Source organism: Streptomyces sp. NPDC102279 (assembly GCF_044766365.1).
Classification (GTDB): Bacteria; Actinomycetota; Actinomycetes; order Streptomycetales; family Streptomycetaceae; genus Streptomyces.
In genome coordinates, this window is sequence record NZ_JBIWLU010000029.1 from 1 (window position 1) to 22,729 (window position 22,729).

Annotated in this window: 12 protein-coding genes; 1 reads left to right on the forward strand and 11 read right to left on the reverse strand. The window is 66.9% G+C overall.

Annotation, left to right across the window (positions count from 1 at the left end; genetic code table 11):
* Nucleotides 1-225: 225 nt before the first annotated feature.
* From ACIRQH_RS40780 to ACIRQH_RS40830, 11 genes are all read right to left on the reverse strand, one after another.
* Nucleotides 226-1,059 carry a siderophore-interacting protein gene (locus ACIRQH_RS40780; RefSeq protein ID WP_388882374.1) on the reverse strand — a complete coding sequence of 278 codons (834 nt, stop codon included), beginning with the start codon at nucleotides 1,057-1,059 and terminating at the stop codon, nucleotides 226-228.
* A gap of 27 nt (nucleotides 1,060-1,086) precedes the next feature.
* On the reverse strand, nucleotides 1,087-3,642 hold the full coding sequence (locus tag ACIRQH_RS40785) for an amino acid adenylation domain-containing protein (protein WP_404230604.1): 2,556 nt from the start codon (nucleotides 3,640-3,642) through the stop codon (nucleotides 1,087-1,089).
* 125 nt (nucleotides 3,643-3,767) lie between these two features.
* Nucleotides 3,768-4,559: a 2-keto-4-pentenoate hydratase gene (locus ACIRQH_RS40790; RefSeq protein WP_404230606.1), complete on the reverse strand. Its 792-nt coding sequence runs from the start codon at nucleotides 4,557-4,559 to the stop codon at nucleotides 3,768-3,770.
* Nucleotides 4,560-4,642: 83 nt separating this feature from the next.
* Nucleotides 4,643-5,629 carry a class I SAM-dependent methyltransferase gene (locus ACIRQH_RS40795; RefSeq protein WP_404230609.1) on the reverse strand — a complete coding sequence of 329 codons (987 nt, stop codon included), beginning with the start codon at nucleotides 5,627-5,629 and terminating at the stop codon, nucleotides 4,643-4,645.
* Nucleotides 5,630-5,654: 25 nt separating this feature from the next.
* Nucleotides 5,655-6,695 carry a 4-hydroxy-2-oxovalerate aldolase gene (dmpG, locus tag ACIRQH_RS40800; RefSeq protein ID WP_404230612.1) on the reverse strand — a complete coding sequence of 347 codons (1,041 nt, stop codon included), beginning with the start codon at nucleotides 6,693-6,695 and terminating at the stop codon, nucleotides 5,655-5,657.
* Nucleotides 6,692-7,546 carry an acetaldehyde dehydrogenase (acetylating) gene (locus ACIRQH_RS40805; protein WP_404230615.1) on the reverse strand — a complete coding sequence of 285 codons (855 nt, stop codon included), beginning with the start codon at nucleotides 7,544-7,546 and terminating at the stop codon, nucleotides 6,692-6,694. The genes dmpG and ACIRQH_RS40805 overlap by 4 nt, the downstream gene beginning before the upstream one ends.
* Nucleotides 7,547-7,785: 239 nt before the next feature.
* On the reverse strand, nucleotides 7,786-8,919 hold the full coding sequence (locus ACIRQH_RS40810; RefSeq protein WP_404230618.1) for a prephenate dehydrogenase: 1,134 nt from the start codon (nucleotides 8,917-8,919) through the stop codon (nucleotides 7,786-7,788).
* Nucleotides 8,920-9,025: 106 nt separating this feature from the next.
* A complete protein-coding gene (locus tag ACIRQH_RS40815; protein WP_358822314.1) occupies nucleotides 9,026-10,516 on the reverse strand; it encodes a tryptophan 7-halogenase in 1,491 nt (496 codons plus the stop codon).
* A gap of 88 nt (nucleotides 10,517-10,604) precedes the next feature.
* A complete protein-coding gene (locus ACIRQH_RS40820) occupies nucleotides 10,605-11,678 on the reverse strand; it encodes an alpha-hydroxy acid oxidase (RefSeq protein ID WP_404230621.1) in 1,074 nt (357 codons plus the stop codon).
* A 53-nt stretch (nucleotides 11,679-11,731) separates the two neighbouring features.
* Entirely contained in the window at nucleotides 11,732-12,814 is a 1,083-nt protein-coding gene (gene hppD / locus ACIRQH_RS40825; RefSeq protein ID WP_404230624.1) for a 4-hydroxyphenylpyruvate dioxygenase, read from the reverse strand.
* A 62-nt stretch (nucleotides 12,815-12,876) separates the two neighbouring features.
* Nucleotides 12,877-13,089: an MbtH family protein gene (locus tag ACIRQH_RS40830; RefSeq protein WP_404230627.1), complete on the reverse strand. Its 213-nt coding sequence runs from the start codon at nucleotides 13,087-13,089 to the stop codon at nucleotides 12,877-12,879.
* 620 nt (nucleotides 13,090-13,709) lie between these two features.
* Here ACIRQH_RS40830 and ACIRQH_RS40835 point away from each other — a divergent pair.
* Nucleotides 13,710-22,592, forward strand: coding sequence for an amino acid adenylation domain-containing protein (locus ACIRQH_RS40835; RefSeq protein WP_404230630.1), 8,883 nt, complete (start codon nucleotides 13,710-13,712; stop codon nucleotides 22,590-22,592).
* Nucleotides 22,593-22,729: the final 137 nt, after the last annotated feature.

Here is a 22,729-nt window from a genome sequence, read left to right on the forward strand (position 1 = left end):
TGAAACTGCTGCCCAAGGGCGGCTGGACCGCCTTCGTCTTCTCTTTACTGGTCACTTTCAACGAATCTCCCGAGAACGAATACCTGGACAACTACAGCGAGACAAAGTGTTCGGATCACGCGAATTCCGGTCGCCCCAGCCGAAATACGCGCACTGGCCCATCGGGAACCTCGCCGCCCACGAACAGGGGCGCGAGGTCACCGATGTCACGGAAGGGGCCGACGGCTACGCCGGCGCGTCCTCCACGTCACGGTTCCACTCGGACTTCGAGGACTGCCAGCCCTCTTCGTCCGCCCCGCGTCGCCAGTAGCCGGAAATCGACACCTGGTCGCGTGTCAGGCCGCGTTCCACCCGCAGGTGATGCCGAATCGCCTTCACGAAGTGCGCCTCGCCGTGGACGAAGGCATGCACCGTTCCGGTGGGGAAGTCCACGGTGGAGACGGCCTCCTGGAGCGCGTCGCCGATCTGACGCTCCCCGCGGTGCAGCCAGACGATTTCGGCATCGGCCGGTGTCCGGATCTCCTGTTCCTCCTCCGGACCGGAGACCTCGATGAACGCCTTGGCGACCGCTCCTGACGGCATCGCCTCCAGGGAAGCGCCGATCGCGGGCAAGGCGCTCTCGTCCCCGACGAACAGATGCCAATCGGCCTCCGCCCCGGGCGAGTAGCCGCCGCCGGGACCGATGAAGTGGATCTCCTCCCCGGGCTTGACCTTCGCGGCCCAGGGACCGGCCAGACCGCTTTCACCGTGATAGACGAAGTCCACGGACAGCTCGACGGCATCCGGGTCCCACCGACGGACCGTGTACGTACGGGACTTGGGCCACTGGTCCTGGGGGAAGTCCCGGCGAATGGCCGAGATGTCGAACGGCTCGGGGTACCGCACGCCTTCCAGAGGGAAGATCAACTTGATGTAGTGATCGGTGTACTGCCCGGCCGAGAACCCTTGCAGGCCCTCACCGCCCAGCACGACCCTGGCCATGTGCGGGGTCACCCACTCGACGCGCAGCACCCGCCCTCGGTGCAGCTTCGACCTATTGGACGTCGGCTTGTCGGACATCAATGGCTCCTTAAGTGCTTCGCTTCTTCAGGACTGCTTCTTCAGCGCTCGAGCCAGAACTGGAGCGATTTCCGCGAGCGCATCAGTACTCATCATCTGCATGTGCTGGAAGGGGGACACGTGTTTTTCGATGTGCCCGCTCACATGCGGTTCCCAGACCTCCGAAAGTCCGGTGGACGCACCGTCCCGCCCGGCCGCTTCGAAGAAGAGCATGTCGCCGTCGAACTGCTCGGGGGCTGCCGCCCGGCTGATCTTGAGGTTGTTCTCCGTGATGTCGATGAGAGCGGCGACGGTCCGTTCCTCGAGGCTGGCCAGAGTTCCGCCATGGGACTGGAGAAGCTCAAGGATTCGCGGCATCTCGATCGGGCCGCTACCGGGTTCGGCGTGGAAGGCCCCGATTCCGTCGAACGCGAGCTCCAGGAGATCGCGCCGGCTGCGCGTGCTGTCCTCGCTGGCGTGCCCTCCGGTACCGGCGTCGAGCACGGCCAGCAGGGACACCTGCTCGCCCTCCTGCTGGAGGCGGGCCGCCAGGGTGTGGGCGACCTTGCCGCCGAAGGACCAGCCCAGGAGGGAGTACGGGCCGGACGGCTGGATCGCCCGTATTCGACCGAGGTAGTCCTCGATCAACTCATCGAGATCGGCGGGGAGCGGCTCGTCCGCGGCCAGACCGCGGGCCTGCAGCCCGTACACCGGGACGTCCCTCGGGACGTAGCGCAGCAGCCCGGCGTAGCACCAGGCCATGCCGCCTCCGGGGTGCACGCAGAACAACGGCGGACGGCTGCCGACCGGCCGCAGGTCCAGGACGGGCTCCAGTGCGCTGTCCTGCTCCTCGTTGTCCGTCTGGCCCAGGCTGGACAGAGCGGCCACGGTGGGCGTTTTGAGTAGCCGGTGAATCGAGAGCTTCACGCCCAGGATCGCCCGGATCCGGCTGGCCAGGCGGGTCGCCAGCAGGGAGTGGCCGCCCAACTCGAAGAAGCTGTCGTCGATGCCGACCGTGGGCAGGCCCAGGACCTCGGCGAACAGGCCGCACAGGATCTCTTCCCGCGGGGTACGCGGGCCGCGTCCGGCTCGGGCCGGCTTCGGCGTCTCCGGGGCGGGCAGGGCGCGATGGTCGACCTTGCCGTTGGTGGTCAGCGGGAGCCGGTCGAGCACCACGAACGCGGAGGGGACCATGTACTCCGGCAGCAGACCGGACGCGTGCGCGCGCAGGCCATCCGTGTCCGGGCTGCTGCTGCCGGCCTCGGCGACCACGTATCCCACGAGGCTCTTGTCGCCCGGCTGGTCCTCACGAGCCGTGACGGCGACCTGGGAGAGCCCGGGGAAGCGGCTCAACACGGCTTCGACCTCGCCGAGTTCGATGCGGAAGCCGCGGATCTTGACCTGGTCGTCGGCCCGGCCCACGAACTCCAGGAGGCCTTCGCCGGACCAGCGGGCGAGGTCTCCGGTGCGGTACATGCGGCTGCCGGCCGCGCCGAAGGGATCGGCCACGAAGCGTTCAGCCGTCAGATCAGGGCGCCCGAAGTAGCCCCGGGCCAACCCCGCACCCGCCAGGTACAGTTCGGCGGCCACGCCTGCCGGAGCCGGCGCCAGAGTCTCGTCGAGGACGTAGGCGCGCATGCGGTCGAGCGGACGCCCGACCGGTATCGGCGCCGGCACCACATCGGCCGCGGTCCAGGGGGCCTGGGAGGCGAACAGCGTGGTCTCGGTCGGCCCGTAGGCGCAGCGCACGACGGTGTCCGGGCAGTGCTCCAGCACCCGCTGGACCGCGGTCGGGGAGATCACATCACCGCCGGTGATCACCTCCCGCACACCCGCGAAGCAGCCCGGGTCCTCCTCCGCCATCACCCGGAACAGACCCGCCGTCACCTGAAGCCCCGTGATGGCCTCCTCAGTGATCAGCCGGGCCAGCGTCGCCACGCTCAGATCATCTCCGGGCGTCACCACCGTCCGCCCACCGTGCAGCAGCGGCACCCACAGTTCGTAGGTCGAGGGATCGAAGGCGTACGGAGCCACCATCAGCACCCGCTCATGCGCACCCGCGCCGAACATGCCGTCCCCGACCAGGTCGAGGATGTCGCGGTGGGTGACGGCTACGCCCTTGGGGCGCCCGGTCGAGCCCGATGTGTACATCACGTAGGCGAGTTGGTCGGGCCGGCTCTCCACTCCCGGGTCACCGACCGGCAGCCCGGCCAGCTCGGTGTCCTCGTCCACCACCACCAGGGCAGCACCGCTGGGCAGACCACGGTCACGCATCGCCCGGTCGGTGAGCAGTACCGGTGCGGCTGTCTCGTCGACGATCCACTGCATCCGGTCCAGCGGGTAACCACTGTGGAGTGGCAGGTAGAACGCCCCGGCCTTCAACACGGCGAGCAGCGCGACCACCAGGTCCACCGAGCGCTCCATCAGCACCGCGACCGGCGCCTCCGGGCCCACCCCCAGACCCACCAGCCGGTGGGTCAGTTGATTCGCCCGCTCGTCCAACTCCCGGTACGACAGCTCCCGTCCGGCACACCGCACCGCCACCGCACCCGGGGACCGCAGCGCCTGGGCCGCGAAAGCCGCCGGCACCGATTCATCGATCATCGCCACGTTCGACTCAAATGACCGATCCTCGACAAAATTAACAACATCTGCAGCACGCATTGCCAATCACCCTCTTTCGATATCGGGGTCGAACGTGTTTCGGATGGGGAGAGCCGCGGGAGAGCTCAATTGCTGGAAGTGGAAAGGGAAACGGATCCCAAGGACTGGAACGACGCCCTGACCACAGCGCCCGGTTCGAGGTCAGCCGCTGCGGCCAGCGATCCGGACAGGACCAGGTCGCCGGCACTGATCCCTGAGCCGAAAGAGGCCAAGATGCGCACAAGGCAGGCCACGGACTCCGCGGGATGCCCCATGACGGCCGACCCGTTCGCCGTCTGAACGGAGTCACCCGACTCGAACACCATCGTCTCGCCGGCGAGGTCGCGCCCGTCGAAGGGAACGGCCTCACCCAGGACGGCCATGGCCGACGAGGCGTTGTCCGCGACGGTGTCCACCCACGCGATGTCCCAGTTCTCGATGCGGCTGTCGAGCACCTCCAGGGCGGGATAGACCTCGGTGGTGACGTTCAGTACATCGGCGGCCGTCGTCCGGGGATCGGAGAGGTCGGCGCCGATCCGGAAGGCGATCTCCCCCTCGACCTTGGGTGAGATGAACCATCCCGTGTCGAGGCGGGCGCCGTCGGCGAGCAGCATGCCTTCGGTCAGAAAGCCGAAATCCGGTTGATCGACGCCGAACATCTCCTGGATGGAGACGCTCGTGGCGCCGATCTTGTATCCGGCATGCACCGCCCCGTTCTTGTGTTCCAGGGTGCGGAACGTGCGCTGGATGGCGTAGGCGTCCAGCGCGGTGAACTCGGGATACCGAGCGGAGATGGACGGTATCGCCTTGCGCTCGTTCTTGGCGTTCCACAGTTCGAGGGCTATCTGCTCGTGAACGGCGTGTGGATCCTGATGCATAACTCGTGGCCGAATCGACTGCTGCGCAGGTGGCCGGCGCAGAAGTCCCCATCTCGGCACGCCTCCATTCAGGCCTTGGGAAGCTACTTGGTCGCCACGAACAGCCGGCCACCCGGCATGATCTGTGACACGCACTCGACGTTCGAGAAGCCGGCGCTGCGGAACTTTTCGACCCACTGGTCCGCGGTGGGCAGCTTGATTCCCATGAAATTCGCGTGCAGGTAGGTGAAGAGGGCGCTGAACTTGAGCTCGCGAGCTTCCTGCCCGTACGAGACGGCATCGACCACGGCCAGGACGCCGCCCGGCGCGAGGGCCTTGTGGCAGGTGCGCAGGACGTCCTCGAAGACGGATTCGTTCTGCAGGACGTCGTGCATGACGAAGCACGCCTGGATGACGTCCGCCCCTTCGAGCGGACCGGGGTCGGTGATCAGAGACTCGACCGACCGCTCGATGACCTGCAGCCGACCGTCCACGCCGGCTCGTCCCGCGGCCTCTCGCGCGGCGGCGCAAGCGGCCGGGCTCAGGTCGAGGGCGACACCGGAACGGCTGTCGTCCTGAACGAGGAGGTCGATGAGCAGACCGGCCGCGCCCGCGCCGAGGTCGACGACGTGCTTCGCGTCGGCGGCCACGACCCGTTCGACGACGGCGGGGTAGAAGGCCCGGTCCCCTATCCAGCGCGAACTGACCGCTACCCGGCGCCCGTCACGGGGATGGGCGTCAGCGGCGGACGTGCCGTCGGAGAGGAAGGCCCGGGCGTTCTGCACGAGCGGACTGTTGGCGGTCAGCGCCCAGGACAGATATCCGACCTCGTGCCTCCAGTCCGGGTAGTCGTCGGACGCGCGGTACAGGTCCTTTCCGTCCTCGGCGGCGACCAGCCCGGCGGCCGACAGAGCGTGCACGTATTCCCTGAGGCTGTCCTGGGGTAGACCTGTCGCCTCGGCCAGATCGGCGATACCGAACGTGCGACCCGAGTCCAGCACCTGGTCCACGCCGATCTCGGCACCGATCTGGAGCAGTGCGGCGACCGCCGCAAAATCCGCTCCCACTTCGCGTGCGGAATCCAAGTTCACTTCTGTTCCTCCGTGTTCTGAACGATCAGCACATGACGTCGTGCAGGGAGTTCTGCTGGGCGAGCCCCATCGCCACTTCGATGATGGTGTCTTCCTGGCCGGCGACGACGCCCCTACGGCCCAGTTCCATCAGGATTTCTCGTGGATCCACCTGGAAGCGTTCCGCTGCGCGGCGTGTGGGTGCGGCGAATCCGGAGAAGACACCGGCGATTCCGCTCGCAATGGTGACGCTGTCGTTCGTCGGAATGCGCTTGACGAAGGTGGATTCGGCAAGATCGGCCGCGTCAAGTGCCGCGAACAGCTGGAGTTTGGTCTCGATCTGTTCCAAGTGCAGGTTCGCGGCCACCAGTTCGAGCGGGGCGTTGCCGGCCCCCGCGCCGAAGCCGCGCGCCGTCACGTCCACGATGGTCGCGCCGGCCTTGACGGCGGCCATGCTGTTCATCACCGAATGGCCCAGGTTGTTGTGGCCGTGGAAGCCGACCTCGATGTCGAGTTCCTCGACGAGTGCGCCGACCTTTTCGGTAACTGCGGCCGGAGTGTAGGCACCCGCGGAGTCCATCAGGATGACGGCGTGTGCTCCGTACGCCTGTATGAGCCGTGCCTGCTCGATGAGCGTCTTGGTCGACGCCATGTGGCTCATCAGCAGCATGCCTTTGACCGTGACTCCCAACTCACGGAGCATGGTGATCTGCTGGCGGGTCACATCCGCTTCTGTGCAGTGAGCGCCGACCCTGACCTCGTCGACTCCGTGGTCCAGTGCGGGCTTCAGGTCGCGTTCGACCGTCGCGAACCCGGGGATCGACAGGACGCCGAGGCGTGTCTCCTTCAACTGGGCGCGCGCGGCTGTGAGCATCTCGGCGTCGGTCAGTGCGGCACGTCCGACTTGGATGGACGAGGCGCCAAGTCCGTTGCCGTGCCCGACCTCGAGGAGGTCGGCTCCCGCACGTTCGGCGGCCTGGGCGTAGGCGACGATGTCCGCATGACCCAGTTGATGGGCTACGGCGTGGTTTCCGTCCCGCAAGGTCGTGTCGCAGATCTTGAGCTGCCGCTCGGCGTGTGTGTTCATCGACGTGCCTCCGCTCGCCCTTCGGCAACAGCCACTGCCGCACAGGTGATGACGTCCAGATTCCCGGCGTAGCGCGGCAACCAGTCACCGAGTCCTTCTACTTCGATGGTCACCATGATGCGATCGTCGGTGGCGACCGGCGGAACGACCACGCGATAGCCCGGGACGTAGGAATTGATTCGCTTCTCCATGTTGTCGACCGAGACGCGCAGCGCTTCCATGTCGAGGTTTTCGGAAGCCGGGACCGCGATGGTGTTCCGCATGACCATTCCCGGCTCCGCCGGGTTGATGATCAGAATCGTCTTGGCGATGTCCACCCGGCAGAATTCATGAGTGGCATGCTGAGTGGTGAAGGCGTACTCGTCGATGTTCGCCCTCGTCGCGGGGCCGACGCTCGCCGATGAGCTGGCTGTGGCGATCTCCAGGTATCCCAAGCCGTCGGAAGCGTCGCTGAAGCAGCGCGCGATGGGAACGGCGGCTTGTCCACCGCAGGTCACCATGTTCACGTTCTGTTCGGTGAGGCACTCCTCGAGGTTCAGCGCCGGAACGCAGAACTTGCCGAGGTGCGACGGCGTGAGGTCGATGACGGGGATGCCCAGGCCTTCGAGGATGCTCCAGTTGTGCACCGCGTCCTTGGCCGACGTCGCGTCGAAGACCAGGTCGATCCGGTCCGCCATCTCGGCGACCGCGTCGATCCCGCCGGCAGTCGTCGGGATCCCGTGGGAGTCGGCGAGCTCTATGCCCGGAGAGCTGATGCGCCGGCCGGCGAAGGAGTCGCACCGGAGATGGGGTGAAGCCATGACCTTGAGCAGCAGATCGCAGCCGATATTTCCCGTGCCTATGATAGCCACACGAAGAGGGTCAGTAATGGAGCCTTTTTGTGCGTACATTCACCTGTCCTCTATCCGCAGTCGCAATGCTGTGAGCGTCGGGCCGAGTCGGGCCGACGAGATGAATTCGGTGGGACCGTGCCAGCAACAGAGTCAACTCGCTTGGAACGACGGAACCTCTGCACCGAGGTTGTCGTGCACCCGGGGTGCCATGCGAAACCAAAAGCCGTTAAGAACGAACCCACAATTCCCGGTACAGCTCACCCGGCTCGTGAGGCGAGCACGCCTGCTGTCTTCTGCTGCCGAGCGCCGGCGACCGGGTCGACGGATGCGGCGTTCCAACCGGCTCTGCCCAAATCGACGACGATCCGGCCGGCACGCGCCGCCGGCACAGCGAACGTGATGGACAGGTTTCCTTCCTCCGGGGAATGCCGCGGCACAACGTCCTCGGCCTCCACATGGAATGTCTTGAGTGCGTCCAGCAGTCGCACCAACTGCCCGGGGCTCTCGGCGACCAGCACCTCCACGTGCGCCTCCCGGTCCGCGGCCTGCCACCCCTGAATCGCGGCCAGTCCGGCAGCACCTCTGTTCAGCAGGTCCACCATCGGCTCCAGGCTCTGGCTCCTCACGTCCTGCGGTGCATTGGACAAGTCGTCGAGGGTGGCCAGCAGTGTCGTCAGGTCGTCTTTGAGCTCCCGGAGTACTCCGGCGACAGCCGGTGCGTTGGCCTGCAGGATGTCGCTCCACAAGCCGGTGTCTCTGACAGCTGTCCGCGTCACGTCGCGCAGCCCTTGCCCCGCGAGCCGAAACGCCTCCCGTGAGCGGTGTTGCAGTCGCGCGGCCATGAGGCTGGCCACCAGATGAGGAGCGTGGGAAGTCAGCGCCACCGCGTTGTCGTGCGCGCGACTCTCCATGATCACCGGAACCGCCCCGCACAGCGCGACCATCTCGAGCACGCGGTTCACCGCGTCCTGGGACGTCGTCTCCGAGGGAGTCAGGACCCAGGCCCGGTCCTCGAAGAGATCCGCGCGAGCGGCGAGCGGGCCGCGTCCCTCACGGCCGGCAAGAGGATGCCCACCCACATAACTGGCCGGGGTTTGCGCGGACTTCCGGATGTCCCGTGCCAGTTGCGCCTTCACACTGGCCACGTCGGTGTAGCTCCGGGCCAGCCCTCGTGACTGCATCTGCGCGAGGACGTCGCCGACCGCGCTCGGTGGTACCGCGATCACCGCCAGGTCGACCTGTTCGTCCGAGGCGCCCAGCACTCCCGCGCCCAAGGCGGCGGCCGTGCGAGCCGTTACCTCGTCCTTGTCGAGCAAGTGCACGGTTGTGCCGTGCCGGCTGAGCGCCAGGCCGATCGATGTACCGATCAGGCCCGTGCCGACCACAGCCATCGTTCGTATCATCGTTACCCCCTTCAGCCTGTGGGCGGCCACCGGCCGCCGCAGGGCTCGCCCAGCCGACGCCGCCGGCCTGCCGGCACCCCGAGGCGAGATCAGGTCAGTAGGCGAAATCCGCCCAGCGCATGCCGTCGGCGGACGGCACCAGACCGCCTTCCCGCATCGGGCCTTCGTCGTCCTCGGCGTCGCCCAGCGCGGCATGGACCTGGATCTTGGCCCCCTCTTCGAGGACCGACTGGACAAGCGTCGAGTCGAACAATTCGCGATCCGTTCCGCTCTCGCCGGCGGGCCGGTCGGCCAGCTCGGAGAACTCCCGGAACTTGGACTCGCGCTGTTCGGTGTAGGAAGCGGCGTCGACCAGTCCGCCTTCGTGCGAGGCTCCACCGCCGACCAGTTCGACAAAGGACTCGAGTCCGGGCGCCGAGCTGTTCATGACCTTCTTCGCGCTCCAGAAGTACGAGTCCTCGTCCTGGTGCATGTCGTAGAACGCCACCAGGAAATCGTGGAAGAGCGAGTACTCGTTCCGGTACCGCACTTCGTACTCCTCGAAGGACTTGGTCTCTTCGAAGTCGCCGCTCAGCGACGAGTTGATGGAGCGAGCGGCCAGAAGACCGCTGTAGGTGGCGAGGTGCACGCCGGAGGAGAAGACGGGATCGATGAAGCATGCGGCATCGCCCACCAGGACCATGCCGGGGCGCCAGAACGTGTCCTGGCAGTACGAGTAGTCCTTGCGGACCCGGACCTCGCCGTAGGGTCCGCTCTCCACCCGGCGTGCCTCGGACAGGTACTCCGCGATGAGGGGACATTCCTCGATCAGGCCCATCAGGGCCTTCTCCCGATCTCCCTGAACTCGATCCAGGGCATCGCGCCGCAGTACGGCGCCGACGCTGGTGAGCTCATCGGTGAGCGGTATGTACCAGAACCAGCCGGAGTTGAAGGCGGCGCAGAGAATATTGCCGGAGTTGGGGGCAGGAAGCCGCTTTCCGCCCTCGAAGTAGCCGAAGAGCGCAATGTTCTTGAAAAAGTCCGAGTAGTGCCGGGTACCGCCGATCCGGCTCTGAATGCGGCTCTTGTTGCCGGAGGCGTCCACGACGAAGCGGCTACGTACCTCGTGCCGAACTCCGTCAACGTCACTGTAGATCACCCCGCAGACGCGGCCGTCCTCCTCGATGACATCCACCACGGAGCTCTTCTCGCGGACCTCGACTCCCTTGTCACGCGCGTTGTCCAGGAGGATCTGGTCGAACTTCATCCGCTCGACCTGGTAGGCCAGCGAGGTCGGGCCCGAGAAGGTCGAGGAGACGGAGAAGGAGAACGTCCACGGCTCGGGGCTGCTCCCCCACCGGAAGGTGCCTCCACGCTTGGGCATGAAGGAAGCCTTCTCCAACGCATCGGAGACGCCGAGGAGTTTGCAGATACCGTGCACCGTCGAGGGCAGCAGGGACTCCCCGATCTGGTACCGGGGGAACTCTTCCTTCTCCAGGAGAAGAACACGGTGACCCTGCATGGCCACCAGGGTGGACACGGTAGAGCCACCCGGCCCACCGCCGACGACAACGACATCGAACTCGTGGTCTTCTGCGCCTTGCATGACGTCTTCTCCTTGATTGGTCAGTACTCACGGACGATGCCGAAGCTGTTCCATGGCGTCGTAGGGCGATCAGGCCGCAGACGCGGTATCAGCCCGGCATACCGGAAACGAACGAGCGCAAGGTGCGGGCGGCGGCCAGGTCGGCGCAGCCGGCCAGGAGGAGGGCCTCCTGGAGTTCCGTCCGCAGGAGCGAAAGCACCTGAGCAACTCCCGGCGCCCCGGCGGTACTCAGCCCCCACAGCACCGGACGGCCTACCAGGACTCCATCAGCGCCCAGCGCCAGTGCTCGCAGGATGTCGGTGCCGCTGCGGACTCCGCTGTCCATGAGGACCTGGCACTGTCCGCGTACCGCTTCGACCACCCATGGCAGTGCGGTGATGCTGGGCAGCGCACCGTCCAACTGCCGGCCACCGTGGTTGGAGACCACCACCGCGTCGGCCCCGAGCCGGACGGACTGTTCCGCGTCCCTGGGGTCAAGGATGCCTTTGACCACCAGGGGAAGTCGGGTCTGCTCCCGGAGCCATTCCAGGTCGGACCAGCCGAACGTGGAGTCGAAGGCGATCTTCGTGTGCGCGGCCACGGCCGACTCGCCGGGCCGGGGGGAATGCGCCGCGGAAGGGCCGTCGGGCTCAAGGTTGGCGCTGCGGATCCAGGAGGGTAGCGCGAACTCGTTTCGCAGATCGCGTAGCCGACGGCCCATGATCGGGACGTCCACGGTGACCATCAATGCCTGGCAGCCGACTTGCTCGGCTCGGCGCATCAGCTCGACCATCCGACCGCGATCGTGCAGCCAGTACAGCTGGAACCACAAGGCTGCCCCGACCTTGGCGATCTCTTCCAGCGAGTGGCTGCTGATCGTGCTGACCACGAAGGGAACCTGCGCCGTCAAGGCGCCTTCTGCGGCTGCGAGATCGCCCTCCGGATGCAGCAGACGCTGGTACGCCATCGGCGCGACGGCGAGGGGCAGCGCTGCCGAAGTGTTCAGCAACAGCGCACCGGTGTCGGTCTTCTTGACGCCTGCCAGCACCCTGGGCACGAGTGACACGCTGTCCAGGGCCGCCCGGTTGGCGTCCAGGGTTGATTCCGTGCCGCTGCCACCGGCAATGAAATCCCACACCGCCGGCGCCAGCCGCGCGGCGGCCGACTGCTGCAGGTCGTCCACGCACACGGGCTGCGTTCCCGCTTCATCGGCCGGTCCCCCGGACTGATGGGCCATTACTTCTCAGCCTCCCCTTCAGCCCGCTGCCGTTCGACTGCTTCGTAGAGTGCCTTGATGTTCCCGCTGCCGAAGGTGCGAGCCCCCAGACGCTCAATGACCTCCATGAAGAATGTGCCGTTCGGGTGGACCGAGGCGGTGAAGATCTGGAACAACTGGCCGTCATGGTCCTCGTCGACCAGGACATCCAGTTCTTGCAGTTCGGAAACGGAGTGCTTGGTCAGATCCACGGACAACAGCCGGTAGTAGGCGTCCGGAGTGCTCAGGAAGGACACACCCATCGACTTGAGGAGGCCCACCGACTTCACGATGTTGTCCGTGGTGAAAGCGATGTGCTGGACGCCGGCGCCATCGTGATTCTTCAGAAACTTGTCTATCTGCCCCGGATCGAGCGAGGTGTCGGGTTCGATCAGGGTGAGCGTGACAGAGCCGGATCGACTCTGGACCACCTTGGAGTCCATTGCCTGACTGCCCACCACGATGCGCTCTTCGAAGATCATCTGGAAGTCCAGGACCTTCTCGTAGAACTCCACGGTGGACGTGAGCTGCCCGGCTTCGACACAGACGGCGAAGTGGTCTATCTCGCCCAGGCCGCTGTCGAACCGAGCACCCTTTTCCGGAACCGATGCGAATCCCGGAAGTGTCCGCGCATCGCTACGGGCAGGGCGCTGCACGAATGTGTGAATCACATCTCCGAAGCCTCTGATCGAGGCCGTGATGAGCCCGTCCCGCTCGGCCGGTTCCACCACCGCTGCGGCACCCCGGCGCACCGCCTCGGCGAATGCCTCCGTGGCGTTGGAGGTCGTGAGCGCGATATTGGCCACCCCGTCACCGTGCTGCTCGACGTATGCGGCGGCGGGGTGGTCAGCACCCTGGGCCATCGTCAGCACCAGCCGGATCTGATTCTTGCCGAGCGCCACCGAACGGATGCCCTCGGCAGACTCCGCCGGTTCGGAAGCTCCGTAGATCTCGAACCCATAGCCGTCCATGAACTGCGTTGCAGCCACCGCCGTGTCGTGTACGTAAAACTCGACATGGTCAATGGAGAGTTCATCGAAGATAGACACATTCGAATTCGCCATTTGATTCACTGTCTCGGTTGACTGTGTGGGCAGGAACTGTGGCCGGTGGGGGCGGTCGGGGATCACGCCGTTGTGTTCATTTGCTGCACGAGGCTGTGCGGCCGCATTTCCGTCCAGTTCGAGTTGATGTACTCGACGCACGACGCGCGGTCGTTCTCATGCACGGTGGTCCAGCCGGCCGGCACCTCAGCGAACTTCGGCCAGAGCGAATACTGCTTCTCTTCGTTGACCAGTACGAGGTATTCCGCCTCGGGGTTTTCGAAAGGATTGGTCATGACCTCGCTCCTTCTGTTCCTTGCGGGTGCACGGGCTGGGTGACGTGCGGGGCGGGCTGAGCCGCGACCTCGCCGCAGACGTACCCACCGTCCGGATCCTGGTGATTCTTGTTGCGCCATTCTTCGGCTGAACAGGTCAGCGGTGCGACTGTTTTCAATTCGTCGCGACGGCATTATCTCGATCTCCACGGGGCAGCTCTTGGGTGAGCCACTGGCGGCACGCTATCCCTCGACCCGACAGGGCCGCACGGGAGCCGGAGCGATCCTCAAGCGGGTCTGGATCCGAATTCAAGGACACCGTCCGCACTCGAAGTGCGATTCAGGATCGCTTGAGATCCAGGCCTCCCTACCACATCGAAGCGTGACCGCCCGTGGCCGTTCGCCTAATCTGATGGCGGAGTTGCCGGAATAACCATTCCGCGGCGATCACGTGCTATCCGAGGCCTTCCGCTCCGTAACGATCATGCGCCATCCGGGGCTTTACATTCCGCAACGATCATCCGCGTTGCTGGTCCCGCTGAACTTCGCGCGGTCTCAACACCGAAAGAGGGTGATTGGCAATGCATGCTGCAGATGCTGTTGAGTTTGTCGAGGATCGGTCATTTGAGTCGAACGTGGCGATGATCGATGAATCGGTGCAGGCGGCTTTTGCGGCCCAGGCGCTGCGGTCCCCGGGTGCGGTGGCGGTGCGGTGTGCCGGACGGGAGCTGTCGTACCGGGAGTTGGACGAGCGGGCGAATCAACTGACGCACCGGCTGGTGGGTTTGGGGGTGGGTCCGGAGGCGCCGGTCGCGGTGCTGATGGGCCGCTCGGTAGATCTGGTGGTCGCGCTGCTCGCCGTGTTGAAGGCCGGGGCGTTCTACCTGCCACTCCACAGTGGTTACCCGCTGGAGCGGATGCAGTGGATCGTCGACGAGACAGCCGCACCGGTACTGCTCACCGACCGGGCGATGCGTGACCGTGGTCTGCCCAGCGGTGCTGCCCTGGTGGTCGTTGACGAGGACGAGGAACTGGCCGGACTGTCGGTCGGTGACCCGGGAGTGGAGAGCCGGCCCGACCAACTCGCCTACGTGATGTACACATCCGGCTCGACCGGGCGTCCCAAGGGGGTGGCGGTCACTCACCGCGATGTCCTCGATCTGGTCGGGGACGGGATGTTCGGCGCGGGTGCGCATGAGCGGGTGCTGATGGTGGCTCCGTACGCCTTCGATCCCTCGACCTATGAAGTGTGGGTGCCGCTGCTGCACGGTGGGCGGACGGTCATCACCCCGGATGGTGATCTGAGTGTGGCCACGCTGGCCCGGCTGATCACTGAGGAGGCCATCACCGGGCTTCAGGTGACGGCGGGTCTGTTCCGGGTGATGGCGGAGGAGGACCCGGGCTGCTTCGCGGGTGTGCGAGAGGTCATCACCGGCGGTGATGTGATCTCCCCGACCGCGGTCCAGCGGGTGCTGGAGCACTGCCCGGACACCGTCGTGCGGTCGACGTACGGTCCTACCGAGACCACTCTGTTCGCCACTCAGTACGCGTGGAGGGCTGTTGACGAGGTGCCGGCGCCGATACCGGTCGGGCGTCCGCTCGACCGCATGCGCGCCTACGTCCTCGACGAGACTCTGGCGCCGGCTCCGGCAGGAGTGGCCGGGGAGCTGTACATCGCGGGTGCGGGGTTGGCCCGGGGCTACTTCGGGCGCCCGGATCTGACGGCTGAACGCTTCGTGGCCGATCCCTTCGGCCCGGCCGGCAGCCGCATGTACCGCACCGGAGACCTGGCCCGCTGGTCCGTTGAGGGGCTGCTGGAGTTCGTGGGCCGGGTCGACGACCAGGTCAAGATCCGCGGCTTCCGTATCGAACTCGGTGAGATCGAAGCCGTGTTGAGCCGCTTCCCCGGGCTGGCGCAAGTCGCGGTCATAGCCCGCGAGGACCAGCCGGGCGACAAACGCCTCGTGGCCTACGTCGTCGCCCAGGCCGGCAACGACACCCTCGACTCCGAGGGTCTGCACACCCACGCGTCCGGTCTGCTGCCGGAGTACATGGTCCCCTCCGCGTTCGTGGTGCTCGACCGGCTCCCGCTGACCACCAACGGCAAGGTCGACCATCGCGCCCTGCCCGCCCCGGAGACGCCGAAGCCGGCCCGAGCCGGACGCGGCCCGCGTACCCCGCGGGAAGAGATCCTGTGCGGCCTGTTCGCCGAGGTCCTGGGCCTGCCCACGGTCGGCATCGACGACAACTTCCTTGCGCTGGGTGGACACTCGCTCCTCGCGACCCGCCTGGTCAGCCGCATACGAACCACCCTGAACGTCGAACTCCCGGTACCCGCCCTCTTCGAAACCCCCACGATCGCCACGCTCATCGACCGGCTCGCGCAAGCGGACTCGGCCAGGCCTGCACTGACCGCGATGGAGCGCCCGGCACGGATCCCGCTGTCACCCGCGCAGAACCGCCTCTGGTTCCTGAACAAGCTGGAGGGTGCGAGCGCCACGTACGTCCTGCCGCTCGCGGTACGACTCTCAGGGGATCTCGATCGAGCAGCTCTGGAAGCGGCGATAGCCGATGTGATCGGCCGGCACGAGACCCTGCGGACGGTGTTCCCGGAGGTCGACGGGGAGCCTCAGCAGCTCATTCTGGAGCCCGACCAGGTCCGCCCTGAGCTGCCTGTGGTGGAGGTCGAGGCAGCGGACCTGGACGAGGCACTTCGAGCCGCCGGCAACACCGCCTTCGATGTCACCGTCGATCTGCCGCTGCGGGCCCGGCTGTTCGCCACCGGCCCGGACCACCACGTCCTGCTTCTGGTACAGCATCACATCGGGAACGACGGCTCGTCGCTGGCCCCGCTGGCCCGTGACATCAGCCTCGCCTACGCCGCGCGGTGCGCGGGTACGGCGCCGAGCTGGTCACCGTTGCCCGTGCAGTACGCCGACTTCACGTTGTGGCAGCGCGAGCTCCTCGGCGCGGAAGGTGATCCCCGTTCTCTGGTGAGTGAACAACTGGCCTTCTGGAAGCGGTCGCTTCAGGGAGTCCCCGACCAGCTTGAACTGCCCTTCGACCGCCCCCGGCCGAAGGTGGCCGACTACCGCGGCGACACCGTCCCGATCAGGATCGACGCCGAGCTGCACCGTGCGCTGCACAGCCTCGCCCAGGACACGAACACCACGCTGTTCATGGTGCTCCAGGCCGCGCTCGCCACCCTGCTGAGCCGGCTCGGCGCGGGCTCGGACATCCCACTCGGAACCCCGGTCGCGGGACGCACCGACGAAGCACTCGACGACCTCGTCGGCTTCTTCGTCAACACCCTCGTCCTGCGCAACGACACCTCAGGAAACCCGACGTTCCGCGAACTGCTCGCCCGGACCCGAGAAACCGACCTGGCCGCCTACTCCCACCAGGACGTACCGTTCGAACGGCTGGTGGAGATCCTCAACCCGGAGCGGTCGCTGGCCCGCAATCCCCTGTTCCAGGTAATGCTGGTGATGCACAGCAACGTGGCCCCCGCGTTCGAACTGCCCGGTCTGTCGGCCGTCACCGAAGACCTCACCAAAGACGTGACCAGCTTCGACCTCACGTTCAACTTCTACGAGGTCACAGACGGCGCCGGGGAACCCGGGGGGCTCGACGGCTTCCTGGAATACCGTACCGACCTGTCCGACGTGAGCACCGCGGAGCGGTTCATCGAGGGTCTGCGGCTGCTGCTGGCGGCCGTCGCCGAGCGCCCCGATCTGCCGATCGGTGCCGCCGAACTGCTCTCCCCTACCGAGCGGAGCGAGCTGCTCGCCGAGGGAGCGGGGGGCCCGGCTCCTGAGCACCGGTTCTTCACCGACCTGTTCCAGGAGCAGGCAGCGCTCCGCCCCGACGCACCGGCGTTGGAGCACGAAGGCACCGTACTCACCTATGCCGAGCTGAACACGCGGGCCAACCAAGTGGCCCGCTGGCTGATCCGGGAGGGCGTCGGCTCCGAGCAACTGGTCGCGCTGGCGGTGCCCCGGTCGGTGGAGATGGTGGCGGCACTGCTGGGCATCCTGAAGGCCGGCGCCGCCTTCCTCCCCGTCGATCCGGAGTACCCGGCGGACCGCATCGCGTTCATGCTCGACGACGCCGCCCCGGTCCGCGTGCTCACCAGCCGAGAGATGGCCGGGCGGCTCCCGCAGGACGGCCCGGCCACCCTGGTCCTCGACGACGCGGTGGCCCTGGCCGGACTCGACGGCGCCAATCCCACGGATGCAGAGCGGACCTCCCGGCTCCGGCCCGACGGCCTGGCGTACACCGTCTACACATCGGGCTCCACCGGCACGCCCAAGGGCGTGGCCGTCACCCACCGCGGCATCTGCGCGCTGGCCGCCACAGTGGCGGAGAAGTACCAGGTCCGGCCCGACGACCGTGTCCTGCAGCTGGCCTCGATCAGCTTCGACATGGCCTTCGAGGACTTCCTCCGGGCGTTCTGCTTCGGCGCGACCCTCGTCGTCCCCGCGCCCGGCCCCCTGGTCGGGGACGCTCTCGGCGACTATCTGGAACAACGCCGGATCTCCTGCGCCGACATGCCGCCCAGCGTGCTCGCCACCCTGCCGGCGCGGCACTTCCCCGCCCTGCGCGTACTGAGCGTCGGCGGCGAGGCGTGTCCCCCGGCACTGACCGCGCGCTGGGCGGACGGACGGCGGATGCTGAACCTCTACGGGCCCACCGAGTCGACGATCTCGGCGACGGCCAGCGAGCCGCTGTCCGGCACCGATCCGTCCGCGTCCACCCCCATCGGAGCCCCGGTGAGAGGCACCCGGACCTACGTCCTGGACGAGCGGCTGCGGCTGGCTCCGCGAGGGGTGCCGGGAGAGTTGTACATCGCGGGCGAGGGCGTGGCCCGGGGGTACCTGCGTCGCCCGGGACTCACGGCGGAGCGTTTCGTGGCCGACCCCTTCGGCCCCGCCGGACGCCGCATGTACCGCACCGGGGACCTGGTGCGGTGGCGCGGTGACGGCCAGCTTGAGTTCGTCGGCCGGGTCGACGACCAGGTGAAGATCCGCGGCTTCCGCATCGAGCTGGGCGAGATCGAGGCGGTGCTGGGTCGTCACCCGGCGGTGTCACAGGTTGCGGTCGTGGTGCGGGAGGACCGGCCGGGTGACAAGCGTCTGGTGGGTTATGTGGTGGCCGGGTCCGGGAGCGATGGGGCGGGCGGGGATGCCCTGCGTGCTCATGTGGGCGGGCTGTTGCCGGAGTTCATGGTTCCTTCGGCGTTCGTGGTGCTGGACCGTTTGCCGTTGACGACGAACGGCAAGCTGGACCGGCGGGCTCTGCCTGCGCCCGTGTACGAGACGGAGGTGGGCGGGCGCGGTGCGCGGACTCCGCAGGAGGAGATCCTGTGCGGGCTGTTCGCGGAGATCCTGGGCGTGCCGGCGGTGGGTGTCGACGACAGCTTCTTCGAGCTGGGCGGGCATTCTCTGCTGGCGACCCGGGTGGTCAGCCGGATGAGGTCGGTCCTGGGTGTCGAGTTGCCGGTGCGGACCTTGTTCGAGGCTCCCACGGTTGCGGCGTTGACGGGTCGCGTCGCGGAGGCCGGCTCGGCCAGGCCCGCGTTGACGGTGATGGAGCGTCCGGAGCTGGTTCCGCTGTCGCCGGCGCAGAACCGGCTGTGGTTCCTGAACGAGCTGGAGGGGCCGAGTGCCACCTACAACGTTCCGGTGGCGTTCCGGATCAGCGGGGACCTGGACTCGGATGCTCTCGAACAGGCATTGAACGATGTGGTGGTACGGCACGAGAGCCTGCGGACGGTCTTCCAGGAGATCGACGGAACCCCGGTACAGACGGTGCTGGCAGCGGACGCCGTCGACCTGAAGCTGCACCACGTCAGCTGTGGCGAAAAGGAAATGGATGCCGCGCTGCGGACGGCCGGACAGTACGTCTTCGACTTGTCCGCCGAACCGCCCTTGCGGGCAACGCTGTTCACCGTCAGCCCGAAGGAGCGGGTGTTGCTGCTGCTGATGCACCACATCGCGAGCGACGGTGCTTCGATGGGGCCTCTCGGCCGCCATCTGGAGACCGCGTTCCGCGCCCGGCTCCAGGGTCGGGCCCCGACGTGGCCCGCGCTCCCGGTGCAGTACGCGGACTACACCCTGTGGCAGCGACAGCTCCTCGGCTCGGAAGAAGACCCCCAGTCCCTGCTGTGCAAGCAACTCGCCTACTGGACAGCGGCTTTGGAGGGCAGCCCGGACCGACTAGAGCTGCCTTTCGACCGCCCCCGGCCGAAGGTGGCCAGCTATCGCGGCGACATGGTTCCGGTCCGGATCGGCGCCGAACTGCACCGCACGCTCATCGACCTGACCCGGGACACGAACACCACCGTGTTCATGGTGCTCCAGGCCGCTGTCGCCACCCTGCTGAGTCGATTGGGCGCGGGTTCGGACATCCCTCTCGGCACCCCGAGCACAGGACGCACCGACGAGGCCCTCGACGATCTGGTCGGTCTCTTCCTCAACACGCTCGTGTTGAGGACCGACACCTCAGGGAACCCGACATTCCGGGAACTTCTCGAGCAGGTCCGCAAAACCGCCCTGACCGCCTACGTGCACCAGGACGTGCCGTTCGAGCGCGTGGTCGAGGCGGTCAATCCGACGCGCTCACTGTCCTGGCATCCGCTGTTCCAGGTCATGGTGGTCCTGCAGAACACCGGTGGACACGAGTTGTCGCTGCCCGGCGTGGTGACGGAGGCCTCCGAGGTATTCAGCACCCGTACGGCCAAGTTCGACCTTGGCTTCATCCTCAACGAGCACTACGAGGCCGACAGCCGTCCGGCCGGGCTCGACGGAATGCTGGAGTACAACACCGACGTCTTCCAGAAGGACACTGCCGAACGGTTGGTGGCCCAGCTGGTACGGGTGCTGGCACAGCTCAGCACCGCTCCCGACCGCCGGATCGGTGAAGCCGAAATTCTGTCCGAGACAGAACGTGCGCGGTTGTTGGAGTTGTCGGCCGGCGCGGAGTCCCGTGAGGAGGTCACGGCGGGTTCGGTGCCGGCGGCTTTCGCGGCCCAGGCACTGCGGTCCCCGGGTGCGGTGGCGGTGCGGTGCGCCGGACGGGAGTTGACCTACCGGGAGTTGGACGAGCAGTCGAATCAACTGGCCCACCGGCTCGTGAGCCTGGGGGTGGGCCCGGAGGCGCCGGTCGCGGTGCTGATGGGGCGCTCGGTCGATCTGGTGGTCGCGCTGCTGGCGGTGTTGAAGGCGGGGGCGTTCTATCTGCCGTTGCACAGTGGGTATCCGCTGGAGCGGATGCAGTGGATCGTCGACGAGACGTCCGCGCCGGTGCTGCTGACCGACCGGGCCATGCGTGCCCGCGGCCTGCCCATTGGCGCTGCCCTGGTGGTCGTTGACGCGGGCGAGGAACTGGCCGGGCTGCCGGTCGGTGACCCGGGCGTGGAGAGCCGGCCCGACCAACTCGCCTACGTGATGTACACATCCGGCTCGACCGGGCGTCCCAAGGGCGTGGCGGTCACCCACCGCGACATCCTCGACCTCGTCGTGGACAGCATGTTCGGGGCAGGCGCCCACGAGCGGGTCCTGCTGCTCGCCTCATACGCCTTCGACCCCTCGACCTACGCCTTCTGGGTACCGCTGCTGCACGGCGGACGCACCGTCATCACCCCCGACGGCGACCTCGGAGTCGCCGACCTGGCCCGGCTGATCACCGAGGAGGAGATCACCGGCCTGGACATCACCGCAGGCCTGTTCCGACTGATGGCCGAAGAAGACCCCGGCTGCTTCGCCAACGTCCGCGAAGTGATCACCGGCGGCGACCTCATCTCCCCCACCGCGGTACGCCGGGTACTGGAACACTGCCCGGACACCATCGTGCGCTGCGCCTACGGCCCCACCGAGACCACCCTGTTCGCCACCCAGGCCCCCTGGACCGCGAACGACGCCGTGCCCGCACCGATACCCGTCGGACGCCCACTGGACGGCATGCACGCCTACATCCTGGACAGCAACCTGCAGCCGGTTCCGGCAGGAGTGGCCGCCGAACTTTACCTGGCCGGTGCGGGGTTGGCCCGCGGTTACTTCGGACGGCCTGATCTGACGGCTGAACGCTTCGTGGCCGACCCCTTCGGCCTCGCCGGCAGCCGCATGTACCGCACCGGCGACCTGGCCCGCTGGTCCCACGAAGGCCTCCTGGAGTTCGTGGGCCGGGCCGACGACCAGGTCAAGATCCGCGGCTACCGCATCGAACTCGGCGAAATCGAAACAGTATTGAGCCGCTTCCCGGGCCTGGCACAGGTCGCGGTCATAGCTCGCGAGGACCAGCCGGGCGACAAACGCCTGGTGGCCTATGTGGTCGCCCAGGCCGGCAACGACACCCTGGACACCGAGGTTCTACGTGCGCACGCGGCCGGTCTGCTGCCGGAATACATGGTCCCCTCCGCGTTCGTGATGCTCGACCGGCTTCCCCTGACCACCAACGGCAAGGTCGACCACCGCGCCCTGCCCGCCCCCGACCTGCCCACCGCCGGAACCGGGCGCGGCCCGCGGAACCCCCGCGAAGAGATCCTCTGCGGACTGTTCGCCGAGGTCCTGGACCTGCCCACCGTCGGCATCGACGACAACTTCTTCACCCTCGGCGGACACTCCCTCCTCGCCTCCCGCCTCGTCAGCCGCATACGAACCACCCTGAACGTCGAACTCCCGGTACCCGCCCTCTTCGAAACCCCCACCATCGCCACCCTTGTCGGGCAGTTGGACCGGACGCCGGGAAGCTCGTCCGCGCACTCGTTCGGGGTCCTGCTCCCTCTGCGCGCCGAAGGGGATCTCGACCCGTTGTTCTGTATCCATCCGGCGATCGGGCTCAGTTGGGCGTACTCCGGCCTCCTGCGCCATCTGGACCGTCAGCAGCCTCTTTTCGGCCTGCAGGCCCGTAGGTTCAGCGAGCCGGACGCCGCGGCACCCGGTCTGGAGGAGATGGTCGAGGACTACCTGAACGAGATCCGAACAGTTCAGCCCGCCGGCCCCTACTCCCTCCTCGGCTGGTCCTTCGGGGGCATCGTGGCTCACGCCGTCGCGGTCCGCCTCCAGGAGGCAGGCGAGGAAGTCGCTCTGCTCGCGATGATGGACAGTTACCTCCCCACTGACGGCTGGGAGAGCGAGCGGCTGTCGTACGACAGCCCGGAAGCACTGAGTGCCATCGTCGAGTCCATCGGACATGACCCGACATCACCCGAAAGCCCTCTCGCCGGCCTTGGCGTGGACGGGTTCTCGGCACTGGTCAAAGTCTTCGTGGATATCGCCAACTTGAGCGATCACATCAGTGTCGGCAAGTTCATGGGCGACATACTTTTCTTTGCCGCGGCTGCCGACAAGGCGGGCAGTGAACTCGCTCCCGATGTCTGGGCTCCGCATACGAACGGACGCGTCGAAGTACACGCCATCGATTGCGTGCATGGGGATATGACCCAGCCCCGCCCACTGTCCGAGATAGGACAGATATTGGCCGCAAAGCTCGCCGTTAACGCGGGAAAGCATGGCAAGGCCTGAGCTCTTCCCTCCCCCCGTCGGGGGTGTTCTCTCCGTCTCACCGTAGTTGTCCAGGTATTCGTTCTCGGGAGATTCGTTGAAAGTGACCAGTAAAGAGAAGACGAAGGCGGTCCAGCCGCCCTTGGGCAGCAGTTTCA

Bases quoted from the DNA above. Each gene is read 5' to 3' on its own strand.
- ACIRQH_RS40815 (WP_358822314.1), bottom strand. From the start codon at position 10,516: ATGCAAGGCGCAGAAGACCACGAGTTCGATGTCGTTGTCGTCGGCGGT.
- dmpG (WP_404230612.1), bottom strand. From the start codon at position 6,695: ATGAACACACACGCCGAGCGGCAGCTCAAGATCTGCGACACGACCTTG.
- ACIRQH_RS40790 (WP_404230606.1), bottom strand. From the start codon at position 4,559: ATGCATCAGGATCCACACGCCGTTCACGAGCAGATAGCCCTCGAACTG.
- hppD (WP_404230624.1), bottom strand. From the start codon at position 12,814: ATGGCGAATTCGAATGTGTCTATCTTCGATGAACTCTCCATTGACCAT.
- ACIRQH_RS40810 (WP_404230618.1), bottom strand. From the start codon at position 8,919: ATGGCTGTGGTCGGCACGGGCCTGATCGGTACATCGATCGGCCTGGCG.
- ACIRQH_RS40785 (WP_404230604.1), bottom strand. From the start codon at position 3,642: ATGATCGATGAATCGGTGCCGGCGGCTTTCGCGGCCCAGGCGCTGCGG.
- ACIRQH_RS40830 (WP_404230627.1), bottom strand. From the start codon at position 13,089: ATGACCAATCCTTTCGAAAACCCCGAGGCGGAATACCTCGTACTGGTC.
- ACIRQH_RS40780 (WP_388882374.1), bottom strand. From the start codon at position 1,059: ATGTCCGACAAGCCGACGTCCAATAGGTCGAAGCTGCACCGAGGGCGG.
- ACIRQH_RS40835 (WP_404230630.1), top strand. From the start codon at position 13,710: ATGATCGATGAATCGGTGCAGGCGGCTTTTGCGGCCCAGGCGCTGCGG.